A 19,705-nucleotide genomic window follows, 5' to 3' on the forward strand; every position below is an offset into this window, starting at 1 on the left:
CAATGGAATAGCTATGATAAAAAATATCAGAAAGATCTTATTACTTGTCTTTGGAATATGCTGCCTGCATATTTCCAAAGGTCAAGTAAACAATATGCCTGTTGGTCCACAGGATTGGCTGATCAAGAAGAATTATTATGCATCCTATTTGCTCTTAAAAGATCCTGTCCTTATACAGGAGCTCGTGGGCTCCAAGCCGATAGTACAGGTATTGGAAAAACGGTTCGAACGTTTTAACAACAGCGTCAGTTGTACCGATCTCATGTGCTATTTGAATGCCTTCAAATGGCAGGATAACGAAATTGACCTGTTGGCAGAGCAATTGGCGGAGCAAATTGGTCATAACAAGAAATTGGACCAGCTTGTTCAGGCTAATCTTATTCCATCAATGACCTATGGTGTGTTGCATCATGAAACGGCAAAGGCCTATTTTACGAAAGCCTTGAAACAGGATTTAAAGGCAATGAATTATGTGGTGGACGTCTATGGGGGAGGTAAAAGTCCCAATTACCCCAAGATAGATTCAATCTCTTTCGATGTAAAACGTGCGGCCTACCTTCATCTTTTGGACGATGTTCGCCAAGACGTCCGCAAAGATATTCCAACACATAAAACAGCATTTTTTTTGACCATGATGACTGCGGTACGCTTGTTGGAAATTAATGAGCGATGGGACGCGGCACAACTAGAACCGCTGATTGAACTCGAAAACAAGAAAGCTTACGAAGCGGTCAAAAATACCGACTTCGCAAGCTATCCCTATAGTCTGTTGCTGACCTTAGGTGCAGGCCCCGAGGTGTATGGACAGCCTATTAGTCCTGGTGGAATGCTACGTGCGCGAATGGCAGCCCGAAGCTACTTTGAAAAATTGGCCCCTTTTATTGTGTTGTCTGGCGGTAAAGTACATCCCTATAAGACTCGCTTTATTGAGGCAATAGAAATGAAAAATTATCTGATCGAGATTATGGGAGTACCTGAAGCTGCAATATTGATTGATCCACATGCGAGACATACGACCACAAATTTGCGTAATACAGCACGTATCCTGTTGAATTATGGTTTTCCGAAAGATAAATACGCCATCGTTAACAGTAGTAAAGTGCACATTGATGCGGTGGAAAAAATGGGCGATCGTTGTATACGTGAATTGGGGTATATTCCTTATACATTGGGTAAACGAATTTCAGATGTGATCATCGAGTTCAAGGCAAAAGAAGAGGCCTATACGATCGATCCTGATGAACCATTAGACCCCTAGCCGACTAAGTAGGCCAATTGCTAATCCATTAACTGAGCGGATCGGCTTTGTCTATGGCTTATGGGAAGGCATGAAAAAGGTCCGTAGCATTGCAAGCTACGGACCTTTTTTATTTTAAAATAATGGACTTTCCTTCTTTAGCCGAGCGTTTTGCCGCTTCCAGGATTTCGACCACAGTGACATTATTATTGATCGATCCGAGATCATTTTCTGGAGCCATAGCATCTTTCAGAACCTGTTCGAGATAGGCAATATGGTTCTCAAAATACGGGATCGCAGTCGATACATGTGTAGGTGGATCATTCTGTTGTTTGTATTTTAGAAGTTCTTTGTCATTTTTGGCGTAGAGCTGAGCTTTTGTGCCAAACACCTGCAGATCTTTAACACTGTATGGCCAAGCCCAGGAAGCTTGAATAATACCCGTGCTGCCATCACGGTAGCTTAGTATGATGGTAGCGTTGTCATCGACTTTTGGATAAACCTCAGGCTTGAGCTGTTGTGTAAAGGCTGTCACTGAAATTGGCCTTTCTCCATTTTTGAGCCAGGTCATCAGATTGGCGCCATAACAGCCAAAATCCATCACTGCACCGCCACCATTTTTTTTCGGATCAGTAAGCCAGTCGAGGAAGTAATTGCTACAGCCAATTTCTTTAGGTCCTTCGTGCCCGTCTTTTACAAGTATACGTGTGATTTTTCCAATTTCACCCTTGTCGACCAGCTGCTTCAACTGTTGATTACTTTTATACCAGGTTGTTTCGTAATTTACCAAAAAGGGTGTTTCGAACTGTTTGGACAAAAATGCAATACGTTTTGCGTCAGAAAGAGTCGTAGCAAGAGGCTTCTCTACCATTACAGGGATCTTAAGCGGGAGACAGGTCTCTGCGACGCGGATATGCTCATCGGTTGGATTGTAGGCCAGCACCGCGTCTGGCTTGACATGTTTCAATAAACTGGGTAAGTCATGGTAGAAGATTGCGTCAGGTAAATTATACTGCGTTCGTATTTTGTTTGATAAGGTTTGATTCGGTTCGGCAATACCGATAATATCGACTTTTTTATCCTTATATAAATTTAAAAGCAAGAATACGTGGTCATGGTTGAGCCCCGCAACAGCAACTTTAAGTCGCTCACTGGCCTGTGCAACTTGTTGGAAGAATAGGAGCAGGAAAACTAGGCGGATAAGATGCTTCATATGTTAAGTTTAGTTATTATAAATATACCGATTTGTGCTGAGGATACCCGTTGTAAATCCAGGTTACTTTGCGGTGCGATTGGATGATATCGGCAACAATGTCAAAATAGGTTTCTCCACGACCAGCTTTTAGCTCATCTAGTTTCTTTTGAAAATGCGTTTGATTGAATGGTGATTCTGCTCCAAGTTTCCCTCTATAATAGGCCAAAGTTGTTTCAACGCCCAATGATGCCCTGCTGTGTGCAATATCCTTCCAAACAATGCAATGTGAAACAGCATCTTTAAAGGTACCAAATCCACCGTAAAGCAAATCGTCAAAGCCATCTAGGCTTCCTATCTTCCAGCTTTCGCTGGACATGTAGACGGCATTGATTTCTTCGTAAAAACTTGCAATATCGTTGATGCTACAGCCATCAATCACAGCCACGCCGAGATCGGGATTGCTCCCCACAAGTTGCTTAAAATCTGTCCAGAGGTCCTCCCCGGGAAATACTGTTCCAGCTGCTTTGTTTTGCCATTTGTTCAACAATTGAACGAGTTCGGTTCTAATGGTACTGGGGTGATAGGTCAATGAATACAAAAATGAGCTTAATGCAGTGCCATCCGAATCACTGACCAAAAAATGAGCAAGTGTACCGACCAATTTTTTTTCATCTGTTTTCATCTCTGACCTTTATTTTTAATCGTCTAAAAATAGCCTAACGAAATCGTTTGCGGTTTTTTAACAAAAAATCCTATACATTTAACGATACATTTAGGGATAAATCTAATGTTATGATCTACCGATTTACTTGCTATAGTATATTAATTCTTGTGAATATACTCTTTAGGTTTGGGATTTCTGTATTCGGACAGCAACATCCTAACGTTATTGTCATCCTGAGCGACGATGGAGGTTATGATGATTTTGGTTGTTACGGTGGTAGTGAGGTCTACACCCCAAATATTGATGCGCTTGCGAAAAATGGCGTGCGTTTTCAGTCGGCCTATGCCTCTGCTTCAGTATGCGCTCCTTCTCGGGCGGGCTTACTTTCTGGCCGCTACCAGCAGCGCTTTGGTTTTGAACATAATATTTCGAAACGTCCCACTGCGGGTGTCGCACCTGAAGATATCGGAATGGATACGCAGGTAGCCACCATTGCTGACTTCATGAAGTATAACGGCTATAAAACTGTAGCGATTGGCAAATGGCATCAGGGGGATGGTCCACAATTTAATCCATTGAAACGTGGGTTTGACCATTTCTATGGTTTTATCGGTGGTGACCGGCCTTACTTCCCAATCCATGGTGCCGTGAAGCCAACGCAGCTGCTTTATGACGATCGACGTATAGTCCCCGAAGACTCAATTCATTATTTGACTGAAACATTGACCAATAAAGCAATTGCGTATATTCAACAGTATCGAAGCCAGCCCTTTTTTATGTATTTAGCTTTCAATGCAGTGCATACACCTGTCGAAGCGCCCCTGAAGACTATTGATAAGTATAAAAATGTAGCTGATCCATTGCGACGTGCTTACTTGGCTATGCTGGATAATATGGATGAAAATATTGGACGTCTGGTTGAACATTTAAAGCAAGAAGGACTTTATGAAAACACCTTAATCATTTTTATGAATGATAATGGAGCGGCAACAAATAATGGCGCAGACAATGGACAATTGCGTGGTTTAAAGGGATCGAAATGGGAAGGTGGAATCCGGGTTCCCCTTATCATGCAATGGCCAGCCAAGCTACCGAAAGGGATAACATCAGATGCCATGGTATCGGGAATGGATATCTTACCCACCAGCATCGAGGCAATAAAAGGGAAGAACATCCAGGGGCAGCAAATCGATGGCATCAGTTTGCTATCTTCCTATAAGGATGTGAAAAATGGACACGACTATTTATTCTGGCGTCGAGGGATTGCACGTGCTGTGCGACACAAAGAATGGAAACTGATTGTGGTTAAAGATGATCCGATATTATTGTTCAATCTTAGGGATGACCTTCGGGAACAGCATAATCTAGCCACGAAGTATCCTGAGCGTGTAAAGGAGATGCTGAATAAACTGAAGGAATGGGAAAAGGGACTGGAGAATCCAAAATGGCTAAGCTCTGTATTGGACAATGATCAAAATCAACTGATGAAACACCGGATGGAAGTCGTCGGACGAGCCGCAGAACGACAATATCCTTAAGTAATGAATACTAAAAACAGATGAAAGGACTAATCCTATTTTTATTGTCCTTTGCCTTGGTTATGGCAAAGGCGCAGAACAGCGATACGTTTGTGCGTATTAAAAAGCATGTATACGATGATGAGTTAAGTGGCCCATTGCCAAATGCAGATAAAACGTTAAGCCTATGTAATCAACTGCGTGCCGACGGTACTTGGGCAGATATCGATTACAGCAGTAAGTCAATATCGCTTTGGCCTCCGGGAGAGCACTTGGATCGGTTAAGGACACTTATTGTTGCCTATGTGTCTCCACAAAGTGCATCTTATCAGGAAAAATCACTTTACGATAAAATCCTGCTTGCCGCACAATATTGGGCAAATAATCGTTTTGAGTCTTCAAATTGGTGGCATAACGAGATCGCTTCGCCAAAAGCCATCGGTGTCTGTCTTATCCTGATGAAATTTGGAAAGGAAAAAATTCCTACTACACTAGAGACTCCACTTGTTGAGCTGATGAAGCGTGGCGATCCTTACACAAAAACAGGGGCGAATAAAAGTGATATTGCCATGCACTATTTTTATCGTGCATTGATCTTGGAAGATGAAAATCTTTTAGCTGCTGCGATGGAGCAGCTGCTTTTTCCGATACAGCTCGTGAATGGCAAGGAAGGACTGCAATATGATTTCTCTTACTTACAACATGGCCCTCAATTATACATTGCAGGCTATGGGGAGGAATTTCTGAAGGGGATCTCAAAAGTTATGGCCTATGTGCGGGAGACACCTTATGCTGTAGACATGAAGAGGCTCGGCCTTTTTGAACAATTTCTTACTGAAACCTACCTGCCAATTATTCGTTCGCGCTATATCGATTTTAATGTACATGGTCGCGGGATCTCACGCCCCAATATCTTGGAAAAAACACAGGAGACCGCCATATTACAACAAATGAAGTTGATTGATCCCGCCAAAAATACCATTTGGAACAAAGCGCTAGCAAAACTAGATAGCGTCCAGCCTTATGACGCTGAGCATATCGAGGTCCACCGCCATTACTGGAAAGGAGACTACACGACTCATCTGCGTAAGCAATTCCACTTTAATGTTCGATTGGCCAGTAGCCGTACCAATAAATCGGAGTCTGGAAATGGAGAAAACGTTCTTGGGCGCAATATGTCAGATGGTGTGACCAATATTCAGGTATTTGGACCCGAATATTATAATATTATGCCCGTATGGGAATGGGATAAAATTCCTGGAACGACAACACGAGATTATCCGGGCGACCTGGAATTGAAAGAACAATGGGGAGCACTTGCTGCAAATAACTTTGCAGGCGGCGTAAGCAACGATAAGACAGGAGCCTCAGCTATGTCGGTCCAGTACGACGGGGTCAAGGCTCAAAAAGCCTGGTTCTTTTTCGATCGGGAAATCGTTTGTTTGGGGGCTGGGATTCACTGTGCTGCGCCAGAAGCTGTGGTAACAACCTTAAACCAAACCTGGCTGAATGGACCCGTTGTCTGGAATGGAAAGGAAATGTCTGCACTCGATTCAGTACAGAGATCTGTCAAAGTAGGCGATTTTATAACCCATAACAATGTTCTGTATTATTTTCCAGCAGCTATGAATGTTGGATTGACAACCAAAGATCAGGTTGGTTCCTGGTACCGGATCAACCGTTCCCGTTCCAAAGATGTTGTACATGGAAAGGTCTTCAAGCTTTGGTTTGATCATGCTGTTGCTCCAAACAATGCGAGCTATGCTTATATTGTTGTGCCTGGTACCAAAACTGTTGATACAAAAGCAATGCAGCAGCTAAAAATTTGGCAGAATACATCGGATATACAGGCGGTGGAGCATAAAGGGAGCCGGATTCTACAAATTGTTTGTTATCAAGCAGGAACGTACCAAGTTGGCAATTGGTCTATAAAGCTCGATCAACCTGCTATCATACAATTGAGTATGCGCGAAACAACTAGCATGCAGCTTGATGTTGCAGATCCACTCCAAAGAGCCAAAACAGTGAAGGTTCAACTCGTCAATAAACAGCTTCGTGTAAATCAATCGCTGGAGGTTTCGCTTCCACAGGGCGAATACGCAGGGAGTACTGTAAGTAACCAAATCGCGATCGGGAAGAAATAATCCAGATTCAATTGGAAAGCTTATAAAAATACAAAGGGGAGATATTAAATATCTCCCCTTTGTATTTTTATTTTTTGAGCTGCTCCAACCGTGTCAAACCTTCCAGATAATAATAATCTGCATAGGTCAGCGGAACATCGATTTCCGAATGATGGGGTAAGCTACCCACACTATGCTGCAATAAGAAACCGCCATTGCTTGCATATTTAGCAAAATAGGTGGCTCCTGATAGTGTTTGCAGGCTTTCCTGAGCAAATGTCAAGTAGGATTTGCTTTCGGTGCCAGTGGTCATTGTTGAGAGTTCAATCAGTGCAGAAGCAACAATGGCTGCAGCTGAGGCATCGCGCGGCACAAAATTTAATTTCAAGGAAGAAAAATCAGCATCCGATTTATAACCCGGCTTTCCGGCATTAAAATCCCAATACGGAATTTTATCTTTTGGAAGATTCGGATGGGTCATGTAAAACTTTGCCGCCGCTTTTGCCGTTTTAAGAAATTCTGGTTTTTTGGTCTCCCGGTACATCATGGTAAATCCATAAATAGCCCATCCTTGACCGCGTGCCCAGGTTGAATTGTCGGCATAGCCTTGGTTTGTTTGTTGGTGGATAGCATGGCCATTACCATCGTAATCGACAACATGGTAAGTACTGTAGTCTTTACGAAAATGGTTTTTCATGGTTTGGGTGGCATGACTGATGGCCACATCCTTATATTTGGTATCTCCAGTCAAGTCGGACACATAACACAGCATTTCCAGGTTCATCATGTTGTCGATAATGACTGGATATTTCCATAGGGTCTTGCCGTCCCAGGACTTCTTCTCGTTCCATGATTTGATGACGCCCACCTGCGGATTATAACGTTTAAGCGCAGTATTGGCCGAGTGGATGAGGATATCCTTGTAAGCGGCAACCTTTTTGGGATCTTTAAGGTATTTAATGGCATTGCCATAGGAACAATACATCACAAAACCAATATCATGATGTTGATCAAGGTCTTTGGCTTTTTCAAGCGCCTCTGTCCATTTGATCGCCGCAGCTTCGGTCTCTTTATTATGGGTATGGTTGTAGATATACCACAGTGACCCTGGAAAGAAACCACCGGTCCAATCCCATTCGTCTGTCCCTACCAGTTTTCCTGCAGGACTCAATGTGCGTGGAAATTTGTGCTGCTTTTCTGCTGCTTGTTCTAAAAATTGATATTGTTTTTCTGCTGCTTTAAAACTTGTGTCAATAAAGCTTGGTTTTTGATCTGTAAAGCTCAGTGCAATCAGACTGGATGTGATCACGAAAAGTGCTTTTAGACCAGGTTTTCTTTTTTTCATAACGGCTTATATTCTTAGTAAATTACATAATAATCTCGATTCTTTTTATTTTATAGCCTCTTGGCGAATCGTAAAGGTGTATTTTCCAGCGGATTTGATGCTTTTAGCGGTGAGCTTGACACGATAGAGTTCCTTACCCCATACCTGACTCAAACGCGGGTCATCCTGAGGAATGACATCGTAGCTCGCCGTGAATTGTCCAGCATCAAAGTGCAAGGTTGCGTGCCCATTATTGAGGCGGACTTCCCCTTTGCCAATTTTTGGTTCCTGAGCAACCAGAAAATGGATGATATTGGCCTGCTTAGGAGCTGTGATTTTAAACTCATCCTGAATGTCCAGCCCATTTTGTACGAGGGTGTAACTTCTATTCCAGTGTTCAACATTCGCCGACTTCGGATATGCTTTTCCAATATCAAGTTGGAATCTATTTTGTGCAGGCAGAAATGCTACATTTTCAGCTTTATATTCCTTTCCAAAAGATTGGTCGGCTCCATTGATCACTGGAACATTATGGTAAGCACTCTGCATCGTCCAGATACTGTATCTGTCATCGCTAAAGGTCTTTTTGGTATAGGTGCCGACACCGGCATCAATGAACAAGGGTTGTTGATCCTCGTATAAGATAAAACTCCCGACATCGTTATGGTTGTGACTTTCATTATTGAAACCACCTTTGGCGGCAAAGAAAAACGGACCCGTTTTTAGATATATAAATTGTGTTTCCGGATACCACTTCACATTATTTTGAGGGAGCGCAGCGGTAACACGCTCTAGTTGTGGGTAGCATCTCAGGTCCTCGAAGGCACGAAAAATATCCCTTGAAGGTTTGAAATGTGCAGTTTTGTCGCCGGTATTTTCCATATATCGGGCAAATTGCATCATCTCGCTACTATTGACATCCTGTCCATAACGGTAGATCAATAGTGGATCGCCGCCACCTTTTGCCGAAGCATCGGCAAAATTAACTACCCATTTATCTCCGCCAATATAGGATTGTGCAATGTACTCACCCATATCGCGAATTACAGGTTTATCAAAAATATTGATCTTGCCCTGAGTGGCCAGCGAAAGTATTTTTAAATAATCGTACAGTTTGCCCGCAGCATGTCCCCAATAGGAGGGTCCCTCTTCGCAGGCACCGTCTGTTTTGACATAGTTGATAAAGCGATCCACAGAAGACATTGTCTTATAAATTCCCGCCAGTTGTATATCGGGATTGTCCTCAACCAAAAGCAAGGCCGTAAGAACATTAAAGTTACACCATGGATTCCAGTTATTGACCAACTGTCCTTCCTTGAGTTCAAATGCCTGCCACCACATGTCGTTACGATCCAGATAGGGCTGTATAATGCGTTGTTGGATCTGTTGTTTTAGACGGGTACTGATTTCGGGGTTTATTGTATTGAATGTATCGCGGAAGAAATAATGAACCCAGGAGAGAAGCGAGCCTACATCACCGGCCATCAGATCGACCACTTGTGTGCGCTCTTGCGGCAATGATCGCTTACTGGACTGAAAGGCCCCAAGGTGTGCCGAGAGAGACCATGTTGCCATTTCCGTCAATTGCCAACTGCCGTTTAGGATTTGGTCAACAAAGCGCCCCTGTCCTTCTGCAAGTTCCGCCAACAGTAGGTTGGTCAGCGCAGTACAATTTTCGTTCATTGGCTTTTCCATTATACTGCGGTTGCCTGAACGCTCATATTCAAGGTAGTCGGTTGCTTTGACGACCTGCCATTGGTAGCTAAGGGCTTCGTTTCCCTTTTTTATAATACGCTCTTTAAAGGGAGCCATCAGCTTATCCCAGGCTAAACGGTCGGAATAAGCCGGGTAGGGAACCCACGATTTGTCATTGCCTAGGCTGGCTTTCAGGTTCTCTTGTTTAAATGCTCCTGTTAGCAGGTTCAGATCTTTCCCTAGCAGTCTTTGGAAAGAAAAACTGCTAAGGAAAAATAGTAGGATTAAGTAAATTCTCATAATTACCAATCTTGATTTTGTGGTAGTAATGCCGGGTTCATTTCAATCTCTTGCCCTGGTATTGGCCAAAGCTTATGACGGCTTTGGTAACCACGCGTAACGAGATTGTCTCCGGTAATACTTTTTTCGATGTAGTCTTTGGAGACGCTTTCTAAGAGGTTCCAGCGCTTAAGATCAAAATAACGCCATCCTTCACCTGCTAGTTCTACGGCCCTTTCGTGCTGGATACGTTTGCTCATATCTGCTTTGCTACCGACAACCAAAAATGAGCTGCCACTATTTAGTGCTGGCATTTTAGAGCGTGTACGTACTTTGTTAAGCTCAGTAATCGCTTTATCCAATTGATTGGACTCGTTGTACGCTTCGGAAAGCATCAAAAGTACATCGCCCAAGCGTATGATAGGGAAATTGATCGGTGTATGTGCACGATCGGTAATGGCACCTTTTAGGTTCCCTTCAGGAACAAATTTCCGCCATAGATAGGTGTACCAACCCCGATTGTTGCGGATCTGACCAAAGTTTTCGTTTACACCGGTTGCCAATATCAGCTGCATATCTCTTTCTTTGTTTGCATTCCATCCTAAGTAATGCGAATATGGGACGATCAAGGTTTGAGTCATCCGAGGATCGCGATTGGCATAGATCTGACGCAGTTTTGCTGTATCTGGTACTTTGGTAAGCGTGCCTCCAGATTGCGTAGACTCCATCGCCTGTTTTTTGACCGCATTATCCGTTGCATAGTTGGGGAAATAATCATTCCAGTTAAAGGGGCTTCCATCGCGGTTTTCGTAACGGTCTGCAAGGCGTGTGCTCGGCATACAGTTGTTCCAGTCGCTACCAAAGGTTGAACGCGTTCCCATATAGAAGGCCATGGGCATACCATAAGGGAAACCCGTACCACCCATATTCTGAATGGCAAAAATCATCTCCGGCGATTGATCACCATCCATGGTGAATAAGGCCGAGTAGCTTGTGTTTAAACTATAGCCATACGTGTTGGTCTTGTTGTAAACAATCTCTTCAAAATCCCGGATTGCTCCAGCCCAATCTTTATTGTAAAGGGCTACTTTCCCTCTCAAAGCATACGCTGCACCTTTAGTGATTCTTCCATAATACTTTGCATCATAGCTTACCGGCAATTTCTCAATTGCATAGTTCAGGTCATTGAGGATAAACTTATTGACATCTTCTACAGAAGAGCGACTATTTTTAAGATCAGCGAAATCTTTGTTCAAGTCGACAGTTTCATCGTATATCGGCAAGGCGCCATATAGATTGGTGAGCTGGAAGTACATCAGCGCACGTAAGAACTTCGCTTCCGCAATAAAGCCCTCCTGTTTGGCCTTGTCTATGGTCATAGGCTGGATATGCGCGATTGCATGATTACAACGTTGGATAAGATCGTAGCCCGCTTGCCATCTATCCACAATAATTGACGAACGGTCCGTAAAAGTACCGCTGATCACTTCGCCCAGACCCGGGGGATCATAGCCTAGACCAATATCGGTAAGACCATCGTAAGAAAATTGCAAACCAAAGGTGGCTTCTTTCTTTAAATCATTATAACAGCCCAGTACGCCAGCTAGGGCTTGGTCTTCATTCTGCCAGAATGTGCTAGCACTTACCTGACTGTAGGGGTTGGTATCAAGCTTATAACAAGATGATAAAGCAATGCATCCGGCTATGAGTAGTGAAATCTTTTTCATGAGGTTTAATTAATTATTCATGATATGTGTTATATTCAAAGGTGTTAAACCACCTCCTCAACTTTTGTCCATAATTTATCTGTTACAGGTAGGGAACATATCCCCTGTCGCACACCTTCCTTCTTAAAAGGATAAGCTAACTCCAAAAACGGCCTGTTTCATTGTTGGATAGTTGGTGCCGCTGATCTCCGGATCGAAACCTTTATATTTGGTAATGGTCCAGAAATTTTCCAGCGATGCAAAGACGCGTAGGTTTTGTACCTGTATCCGCTTGGTGATATCGTTCGGAATTGTATAGCCCAGCTGGATATTTTTTACGCGGATAAATGCCTTGTTCTGTAACCAGAAATCACTGTTTTTGGTGTTTCTTGTATCGGTATAAGGCAACAATCGCGGAAATTTTGCATCTGTTGCACCTTCAGTCCACCGGCCATCAGCAATTTCCTGATTGATTTGATAGCCCCAGCGAACAGTAGGTGTGTAATAACCATCCGTCCACACGACTTTGTTGCCTGCATTACCTTGCAAGAAGACCGAGAAATCAAATCCTTTATAATCGAACCCCATGTTAAAACCATAGGTCATCCGTGGCGCCGTACCATGTCCTACCGGAACCCGGTCATTGTCGTTGATGACGCCGTCGCCATTGGTGTCTTTATACAAGAGATCCCCTTTTTTAGGTGTACCATAGGATGCGAATGGATTTACTTTTTGATTGGTGTTTGGGTCGATTGGCGCATTATCGATCATCTGTTGCACGAGCTGCATATCAGCATCTGTCTGTAATATGCGATCTGTCAACAGGATATATTGGGTATTGATGGCATAACCTTCCTGAAGTAAATTGGAACCGCTGATAGACTTGTCATTGCCTTTAAATTTGACCACTTTATTGTCAATAAAGGTAAAGTTGCCGCCAATGTTGAATTTAAAATTATCGCCAATTTTATCGCGGTAAGTCAAATTCAGCTCGACACCATTATTACGTACTTTGGCCGCATTGGTGCGTGGTATTGTCGCATTTCCAACGACAAGCGGAGCAGGCAGATTGATTAAGATGTTGTCGGTTACTTTGTTGAAAACGTCGATCGAGCCCCCTAGTTTGTAATTGAAAAGGTCAAAATCTAAACCAGCATTCAGGATATAGGTGTTTTCCCAAGTCAAGTATGGATTACTGAGCACTGTCTGTGCAAATCCCACATAGAGCTGGTTATTTAACACATAGTTTGTCGGATTATAAAGCGCCAAATATTCATAATTGTTAATGTCGGCATTTCTGCGGAAAGACTCATCGGTTGTTCCATTGTTACCCAAGGCGCCATACGATGCACGGAATTTCAGGTTAGGCATCCATTTGATGTCATAGAAATCTTCTGAAGAAACTTTCCAGCCAAAAGACGCAGAAGGAAAAGTACCCCATCGACTTTTTCCGCTCATAAAACGTGATGAACCGTCTGTCCGTAGATTGGCTTCCAACAAATATTTGTCATCCCAGGATAGGTTGATCCGGCCAAAAAACGAACGCATAGCCCAATCGGTGATATTGCCAGAAGCGGAGGCATCCATAGTCGCCGCATTCAGAACGGTCAGGGATGGATCTACAAGGTCGAGTTTGGATGCCGCAAACCAGCCATCTTTAAAATACTCCTGACTGGCGCCTACCATGACTTCATAATTCAGTTTCTCAAAGAGCTTGTTTTTATATTTGGCAATTCCATCCATGTAATAGCGGTAGGATTTGATCGATTCGTTGGTTACCGACGAACGGCCTGTACCCGCTGAGGCAATTGTATTTGTCAAAAAGTTCCACCGGTCATTGAACACGGGTTGAGAGTAGACGAAATCATCGTCATAGGTATAGGTGTATGATCCTTCGATGGAAAGTCCCTCGATGGGTTTCAGTTTTCCGTAGAAGCGCGACACGAAACGGTTTTTGTTGATATTACCTTTTTGGGCATAGAGGCGGTGAAGTACGTTGTTGGACTGTGGGTCGTCTTCCGGATTGTTTGGTGAACCAAATCTTCCATCTGGCGCGCGCAGTACCATGCCCGGAGTACTTGCTGCAGCAAAAGTAAATACATCATTGATGATGTTGGTGCCAATATCTGTTTTGGAAACGACACCGTTGATATTGGCTCCCAACGTTAACCAGGGTTTTACATCAGCTTCTAGATTGATACGCCCGGTATGACGTTTATAGGTTGCCTGTTCGATAATTCCAGGGTTGTTGAGGAGGCCATAGGAACCGAAAAACTTGATTTTGTCACTACCTCCGGTAAAGGAAAGGTTGTGGTTTTGGCTAATTTTGTTCTGAAAAAGCTCCGAAACCCAGTCCGTGTTGGGATATTTCAATGGATCCTGTCCAGCGTCCTGGCGCCAAAGGTCGATTTTTTCCTGCGAAAATATGGGCTTAGCATTTGGATCGCCATTGCGATAGCCTTCATTGATCAGCTCCATATAGTTGGCATAGTTGGAAACCATTCCAATGGTATTGGATGGTTTTTGACTCGAGAAATAATTGTTGTAAATAACTTTAAATTGCTCCGATTTACCTTTTTTAGTTGTAATGAGGATAACGCCATTTGCCGCTCTTGAACCATAAATTGATGCCGAAGCAGCATCTTTTAAAACCGATATGCTTTCAACATCTTGCGGGTTGATCAGGTTCATGTCGCCAATAACACCGTCGATCACGACAAGTGGATTGGCATTATTGAGTGTTCCCTGTCCACGAACACGTAGTGTTCCCCCATCACTACCCGGTCTACCTGAGCCCTGATTAACATATAATCCCGGCGCCTGTCCAGCTAGACCAGCTGACAAGGAGGTTACAGGTCTGCTTTCCACAACCTCGGACATCTGGATGGAAGAGACCGAACCGGTTACATTTTCTTTTTTCTGTGTACCAAAACCGACAACAACAACCTCGTCGAGTCCCTTGGACTCATTCTCCAAGGTGATCGTAAGCGGGCTGCCAGCTTGCGCCTTCGTTTCGATACTTTTATAACCGATGCTGGTGAAAACCAATGTTGCGTCGTTCTGTTGACTCTTGATTTCGAATGAACCACTTGCATTGGTCGATGTTGCTAGATTCGTTCCTTTAATCTGAACGGTGACATTGGCGATGCCTTTGCCCTCTTTGTCTACAACCTTACCCCGAATGGTTGTCTGCAGCATGGCCAGTGAAAGCTTGCTGTTTGTTTTAACAGGTGCAAATGGAGTTGCTTGTGTTGTCAGGCTAGATACGACCAACAAGCAGGATAATGGTATTGCCGGATACATCCAACGATTCGTCGAAACGGATGTGTTCTTGATCTTGATCATAGGCTTTTAGATTTAATTGGTCTGAAAAATGAATTTTCTGTGAAGTGAATTTACAGTATTGAAAGAGAACAATAACGGCGTTTTTTCGCAATCGTTTTCGTAACAGCCTGCCTAAAAACCGACAGATTTTTGGTTAATATCTGTTTAGAAAGGTATGCCTGCTGGGAGGATTTGGATCAATAATTCAAAGGTCAGTGTAGCATCTGTAAGCGATTGTCGTTTAATAAGAAAATTATGTAAACCTATTTCTTTTCGTATGATGAATATCAAAAAAAACGCGTTATTGTTGTGTCTGTCATTTGGAGCATATGCTGGCTATGCACAGACAAAATGGAATGTAAAAGCCGGAGTCGCCTTTTCAAATGTGGATGCTAAAAATAAAGCGGGCGATAAGGCCAACACGGCCGCGGTTGGAGGCCTGTATTTGGGACTCGGTCCCATATTACGCCTCAGTGAGCATTTCTCTTTAGAACCGGCATTTGTATTTGCTAAACGGGGCTTTAAACGAAAAGATGGGAGTTTTATAGGCTGGGGTAAAGATTTTAAAGCGAATACGTCTTATATCGAAATGCCTATCGATGTTGTCTTTAATGCTACGATCGGTACAGGTAAGTTGGAGGTCGGTATAGGCCCTTATATCGGTTATGGATTGGGCGGGAAATGGAAAACTTCGGAATCTGTTTACCTAGACGATATTGCAATTGATAACAAGGGAGATATCAAGTTCAAAAATGATTCGAGTGAAGGTGAGTATGGGGATTATACACTTGGGAGACCTTTTGATTATGGCGCTCGTGCAAAAGTAAACTATCTTTTTAGGGAACATTATCTTGTCGGCATAGAATTTCAGAAAGGAATTGCCAATTTAGAATCCAAATGGGGGGATTATAAATCCGGGAATGCTATACGTAATCGCTCCTTGGGTATTTCAGTTGGCTATCGGTTTTAGTAACTTAAAAACAGTGAATAAATAAGCGTATTGTTGGAAGCATGAGCTTGTCTCATTAATCCAATCGTTTGTCTTCAGCGCCTCGTGTCTGGAGACAAACGATTGGAAATAAATCTTTCCGTTGTACTTGCTACTATTGGGCATTAGAATTCAATCCGGTAGTTAATGGTCGGAATGATACCAGTCCATTTTTGAGGTTCAATGATACGTTTGCTGAAATTGTAGTGCATACCCACAGTGTTTTCTCTATTAAGGAGATTCTGAATATCCAAAATAAACAGATGGCTTACTTTTTTGCGGTTAACCCGATAGCTCGATGAGAAATCAACACGTACGTAGGGATCGGCAGTCAGGGTATTGATGCGATCTTGATCAATAACTTCTTCGTCTAAACGAAGCGATTCTTCTTCCAGAACTGGAGAGTACTTTCTTCCTCCGGCATAAATTAATTTGGCATTAAGACCGAACAGATTATTTTTACTCTTTCCCACGGTCCATTCTTTCCCCATCAATAAATTTCCTACATAACGCGTATTGAATGTGGTATTGTATTCTTTGCCATTGCGTGCTTTGAACTTGGAATCAAAGAAGGAGGTCGTTGCCATGAAGTAATACCCCTTACTTAACGACTTCTCAAGCGTCAGCTCAATGCCGTAATTTTTGCCGGTTCCTTTATTGATAAGCTGACGGTAGTTTGATGTACCAATAGCTGCAATATCCGATACATTGAGTAAGGAGAAGTTGATGTCGGAATCTGTAGATACCGGGACATTATAAAGATGCTGATAATAGAGTTCTGTCTTAAACCGGAGTGTTCTGCTTAGGTTCTTTTCATAGCCAATAACAGCCTGAGCAGATTTTGTTGGCGAAAGTGGCTTGTTTGGCTCTAAGCTTGTGTGATCGCTACTTTTGGCAAAATAGTAGACCAAGGGCTCCAGTCGGTTATATAGACCAGTCCCAAAGGATATCGTTTGATCTGCGGCTACACGCCAGTTTAGGCCAAGCCTTGGCTCGATAGACCAGCTCTTGCTCAAGGCAAAGTAATTGGCATGTACTCCTGTATTTAGCGTTAATTTATCGTTCAAAACTGTTTTTAACTGTGCAAAAGCATCATAAGTACTTGTATTCCCAATCTCATTAATCCGCTCTTTCAATGCTGCTAGCTCGGTGTCGTAGGACAGCGCATAGAGGTCATAGTGTAATAAACTTGCATTTAAGCCCGCTCTAATCGTGTTTTTACTGTTGGCGCGATAGTTTAGCGTACCCGCATAGCGAAGAGCCGTATTCGTAAATTTGTCCTTGTGATAGAGGCTGGAAATATAGTCCCGTGTTAATGTATCGGTGCTATTGGAATTACGGCTAAGGGACATGGAAACAATATTGGTGAAATATAATCTGTCGTTTGCAATGTATTGATGTTTTAGTCCAGCGCTCCCTGCGTTGAATTTTAAATTTAGATCCTGGGCGTCTGTTCGTTCTTCCCATTTTTCGTAATTACGCTCGGCAGTTTGTTGAAGTTTCCCCAAACCACCTATACCGAATAAGGAAAAGGTTCCGGCTTTTTTTGTGGGAAATACAAAATTAAAAGAAAGGTCCTGATATTTTGGGACGCCAGTGTCTGAAACTTTTACACCTACTTTTTCCAGTAGACTCAATGAAGAATAGCGGTAACTAATTAAATAGGAAGCGTCACTTCCTTTTTTGAAAGGCCCTTCTAACGTTGCTCCTACGCCCAGAATTCCGACGTTGAATGTGTATTCGCGTTTGTCGGTATTTCCCTTACGGAACCTAAGATCAAAAACACCTGCCGTTGCATTGCTGTATTCCGCGGCAAGTCCACCGGTATAGAAATCAGATTTTCCCAATACCATGGTATTGAGCATACTGATTCCGCCTCCTGCAGCGCCTTCGGCTCCAAAATGATTGGGATTTACAATTTCGATACCTTCAAGCCGCCATTGCAGGCTTTTGGGGGAATTTCCGCGAACAATAATTTCATTGTCATCGCCGCCGGCAGCAACACCTGGAAAACTCTGTGCCATACGGGCGGGATCAAAAAAGGCGCCAGCATAGCGGTTGGTCTCTTCCGGCGAAAAAGAGCGTCCACTCGTCATTGCCATCTGGTTGAGCGGTTGTTTTCCGGCATTGGCATAGACGACAGCTTCGTTTAATGCATTTATTTGCGGCTCCATTTCCACATTGACCATATTCTCCCGTCCACTGGTGATCAGTAATTCCGTAAATTCTTCTGGTTTATATCCGGCCATGCGAACTTGAAGCTGTTGACGCCCAACTGGAACTTGCTGCAGCCGAAATATGCCCTGTGCGTCTGTACTTACAGACTTTGTTCCATCACTGGATGAAATGACAATTGTGGCACCTGTAAGCGGTAATCTGGTAGTTTTATCTATCACGGTTCCTTTGACAGTTTCGGTCACAACCTGATTTTTTTGCTTTGGCGATGCTGGTTGTTGGGCGAATGTAAACCCTGCTTGAAGCGATAATCCAATGAGTAAGATTGGCGATAGTTTCATAAAAGATTAGTTTTTATCTTTATGACAGCCGACTTTCAATTTACCCTTAGCTTTTACCTAATTTTTTGTTTTTCACGCCGCGAATATGTATGATTCAACTTAAATTCACATGTCATTGCATGAAATTTTATAGGTTTTACTGATAAGTAGTTATTAACATAAAGGTTGTTGATTACAAGTTAATTAACATTGTTGTTAACATTTTAGCTGAGCTGTTTTTGTCCTAAATGCCTAATTGTAAAAAAATAGGAAGTCCGCTATGTTTTTAACAAAAGATCTGCTCTATACTAGAAAGTTAACATGTTTATTAACAATTCCTGGGATGTTTTTTTACAAACACTAAGCGGAGTGCACTCAAATAGCGCAGTTTATTCAAATAGCGCAGTTTATTCAAATAATAGAGCGTATTCAAATAAAAGCTTCCCGAAAATTTAACATTTTGATAATCTGACGAACCTATCTTTGTTAGGTGAAAACTACCGAAGCCAATGTAGATAACCACTATGTGTTGCGTTTTAAAGAAGGTGACCCCATTGCCTTTGCCCATTTCTTTGAGCGGTATTGGGAGGATCTATACACCGTCGCTTTTCGTCATCTTCGGGAAGAGGATCAGGCTAAGGATCTTGTGCAGGAAGTATTCATCCATATCTGGGAAAAACGATCGCTCGTGAGTACTGAATACTCCGATATAAAATTCTATTTCCACAAAGCCCTCAAAAACAAAATACTGAATTACTACGCCTCGGAGCGTGTACGAAAACAGGTCTTGGAGAAATCAATGGAACGTATGGACGCTTTTTCCAATTTGGATAGCCAGGCCTTTGCCAGGTATAAGGCGCTGGAGGCTATTGTGGATGATTCGATAGACAAATTACCTAGATTGATGAAAGCAGTCTACTTAATGCGTTCTGACAATTATTCAATAACACAAATTGCCAAGGAACTCAATCTGGCTGAACAGACCGTTAAGAACTACCTGTCAGAGGCCAAAAAGATTATGCGGTACGAATTGACAAGAAGGTTTGCGGACCACGATTCTGTATTTTTATTGCTCGCAGGAAGCTATCTCCTTTATGATTATTTAATATAAAGAACATATTTAATTAAAGTACTTTGCCCGTTTTGATCTGTATTAGT

12 protein-coding genes are annotated in these 19,705 nt (G+C 42.8%); 5 read left to right on the plus strand and 7 right to left on the minus strand.

Features of this window, described 5'->3' with window-relative positions; translation table 11 throughout:
* The first annotated feature begins 13 nt into the window (after nucleotides 1-13).
* Complete coding sequence (locus K2F45_RS03690) at nucleotides 14-1,258, plus strand: YdcF family protein (protein WP_237241962.1); 1,245 nt, start codon at nucleotides 14-16, stop codon at nucleotides 1,256-1,258.
* Nucleotides 1,259-1,367: 109 nt separating this feature from the next.
* Here the strand turns inward: K2F45_RS03690 and K2F45_RS03695 are convergent, their stop codons facing one another.
* Nucleotides 1,368-2,450, minus strand: a complete 1,083-nt coding sequence (locus tag K2F45_RS03695; RefSeq protein WP_075991013.1) for a Gfo/Idh/MocA family protein — start codon at nucleotides 2,448-2,450, stop codon at nucleotides 1,368-1,370.
* Between the two features lie 16 nt (nucleotides 2,451-2,466).
* Nucleotides 2,467-3,114 (minus strand): barstar family protein, encoded by a 648-nt coding sequence (locus K2F45_RS03700; RefSeq protein WP_237241964.1) that lies wholly within the window; start codon nucleotides 3,112-3,114, stop codon nucleotides 2,467-2,469.
* A 110-nt stretch (nucleotides 3,115-3,224) separates the two neighbouring features.
* Between K2F45_RS03700 and K2F45_RS03705 the strand changes: the two genes are divergently transcribed.
* Together K2F45_RS03705 and K2F45_RS03710 are read left to right on the plus strand one after the other, a co-directional pair.
* The gene (locus K2F45_RS03705) at nucleotides 3,225-4,634 is read left to right on the plus strand and encodes a sulfatase-like hydrolase/transferase (RefSeq protein WP_083663785.1); all 1,410 of its coding nucleotides are present in this window, start codon (nucleotides 3,225-3,227) and stop codon (nucleotides 4,632-4,634) included.
* A gap of 20 nt (nucleotides 4,635-4,654) precedes the next feature.
* Entirely contained in the window at nucleotides 4,655-6,757 is a 2,103-nt protein-coding gene (locus K2F45_RS03710; RefSeq protein ID WP_075991014.1) for a polysaccharide lyase 8 family protein, read from the plus strand.
* A gap of 67 nt (nucleotides 6,758-6,824) precedes the next feature.
* Here K2F45_RS03710 and K2F45_RS03715 read toward each other — a convergent pair whose 3' ends face one another.
* The 4 genes from K2F45_RS03715 to K2F45_RS03730 form a co-directional block, all read right to left on the minus strand.
* The gene (locus tag K2F45_RS03715; RefSeq protein WP_075991015.1) at nucleotides 6,825-8,081 is read right to left on the minus strand and encodes a glycoside hydrolase family 88 protein; all 1,257 of its coding nucleotides are present in this window, start codon (nucleotides 8,079-8,081) and stop codon (nucleotides 6,825-6,827) included.
* A 45-nt stretch (nucleotides 8,082-8,126) separates the two neighbouring features.
* A complete protein-coding gene (locus K2F45_RS03720; protein WP_075991016.1) occupies nucleotides 8,127-10,055 on the minus strand; it encodes a heparinase II/III domain-containing protein in 1,929 nt (642 codons plus the stop codon).
* 2 nt (nucleotides 10,056-10,057) lie between these two features.
* Nucleotides 10,058-11,761 (minus strand): RagB/SusD family nutrient uptake outer membrane protein, encoded by a 1,704-nt coding sequence (locus tag K2F45_RS03725; protein WP_075991017.1) that lies wholly within the window; start codon nucleotides 11,759-11,761, stop codon nucleotides 10,058-10,060.
* 123 nt (nucleotides 11,762-11,884) lie between these two features.
* The gene (locus tag K2F45_RS03730; RefSeq protein ID WP_157625886.1) at nucleotides 11,885-15,085 is read right to left on the minus strand and encodes a SusC/RagA family TonB-linked outer membrane protein; all 3,201 of its coding nucleotides are present in this window, start codon (nucleotides 15,083-15,085) and stop codon (nucleotides 11,885-11,887) included.
* A gap of 256 nt (nucleotides 15,086-15,341) precedes the next feature.
* Between K2F45_RS03730 and K2F45_RS03735 the strand changes: the two genes are divergently transcribed.
* Entirely contained in the window at nucleotides 15,342-16,034 is a 693-nt protein-coding gene (locus K2F45_RS03735; RefSeq protein ID WP_172840645.1) for an outer membrane beta-barrel protein, read from the plus strand.
* A gap of 143 nt (nucleotides 16,035-16,177) precedes the next feature.
* Here the strand turns inward: K2F45_RS03735 and K2F45_RS03740 are convergent, their stop codons facing one another.
* Nucleotides 16,178-18,568: a TonB-dependent receptor gene (locus K2F45_RS03740; protein WP_075991018.1), complete on the minus strand. Its 2,391-nt coding sequence runs from the start codon at nucleotides 18,566-18,568 to the stop codon at nucleotides 16,178-16,180.
* 469 nt (nucleotides 18,569-19,037) lie between these two features.
* Here K2F45_RS03740 and K2F45_RS03745 point away from each other — a divergent pair, with 469 nt between their 5' ends.
* Nucleotides 19,038-19,658 carry an RNA polymerase sigma factor gene (locus K2F45_RS03745; RefSeq protein WP_075991019.1) on the plus strand — a complete coding sequence of 207 codons (621 nt, stop codon included), beginning with the start codon at nucleotides 19,038-19,040 and terminating at the stop codon, nucleotides 19,656-19,658.
* Nucleotides 19,659-19,705 lie beyond the last annotated feature (47 nt).

Origin of the sequence: Sphingobacterium siyangense, from assembly GCF_023277505.1 — a bacterium.
Lineage (GTDB): Bacteria > Bacteroidota > Bacteroidia > Sphingobacteriales > Sphingobacteriaceae > Sphingobacterium > Sphingobacterium siyangense.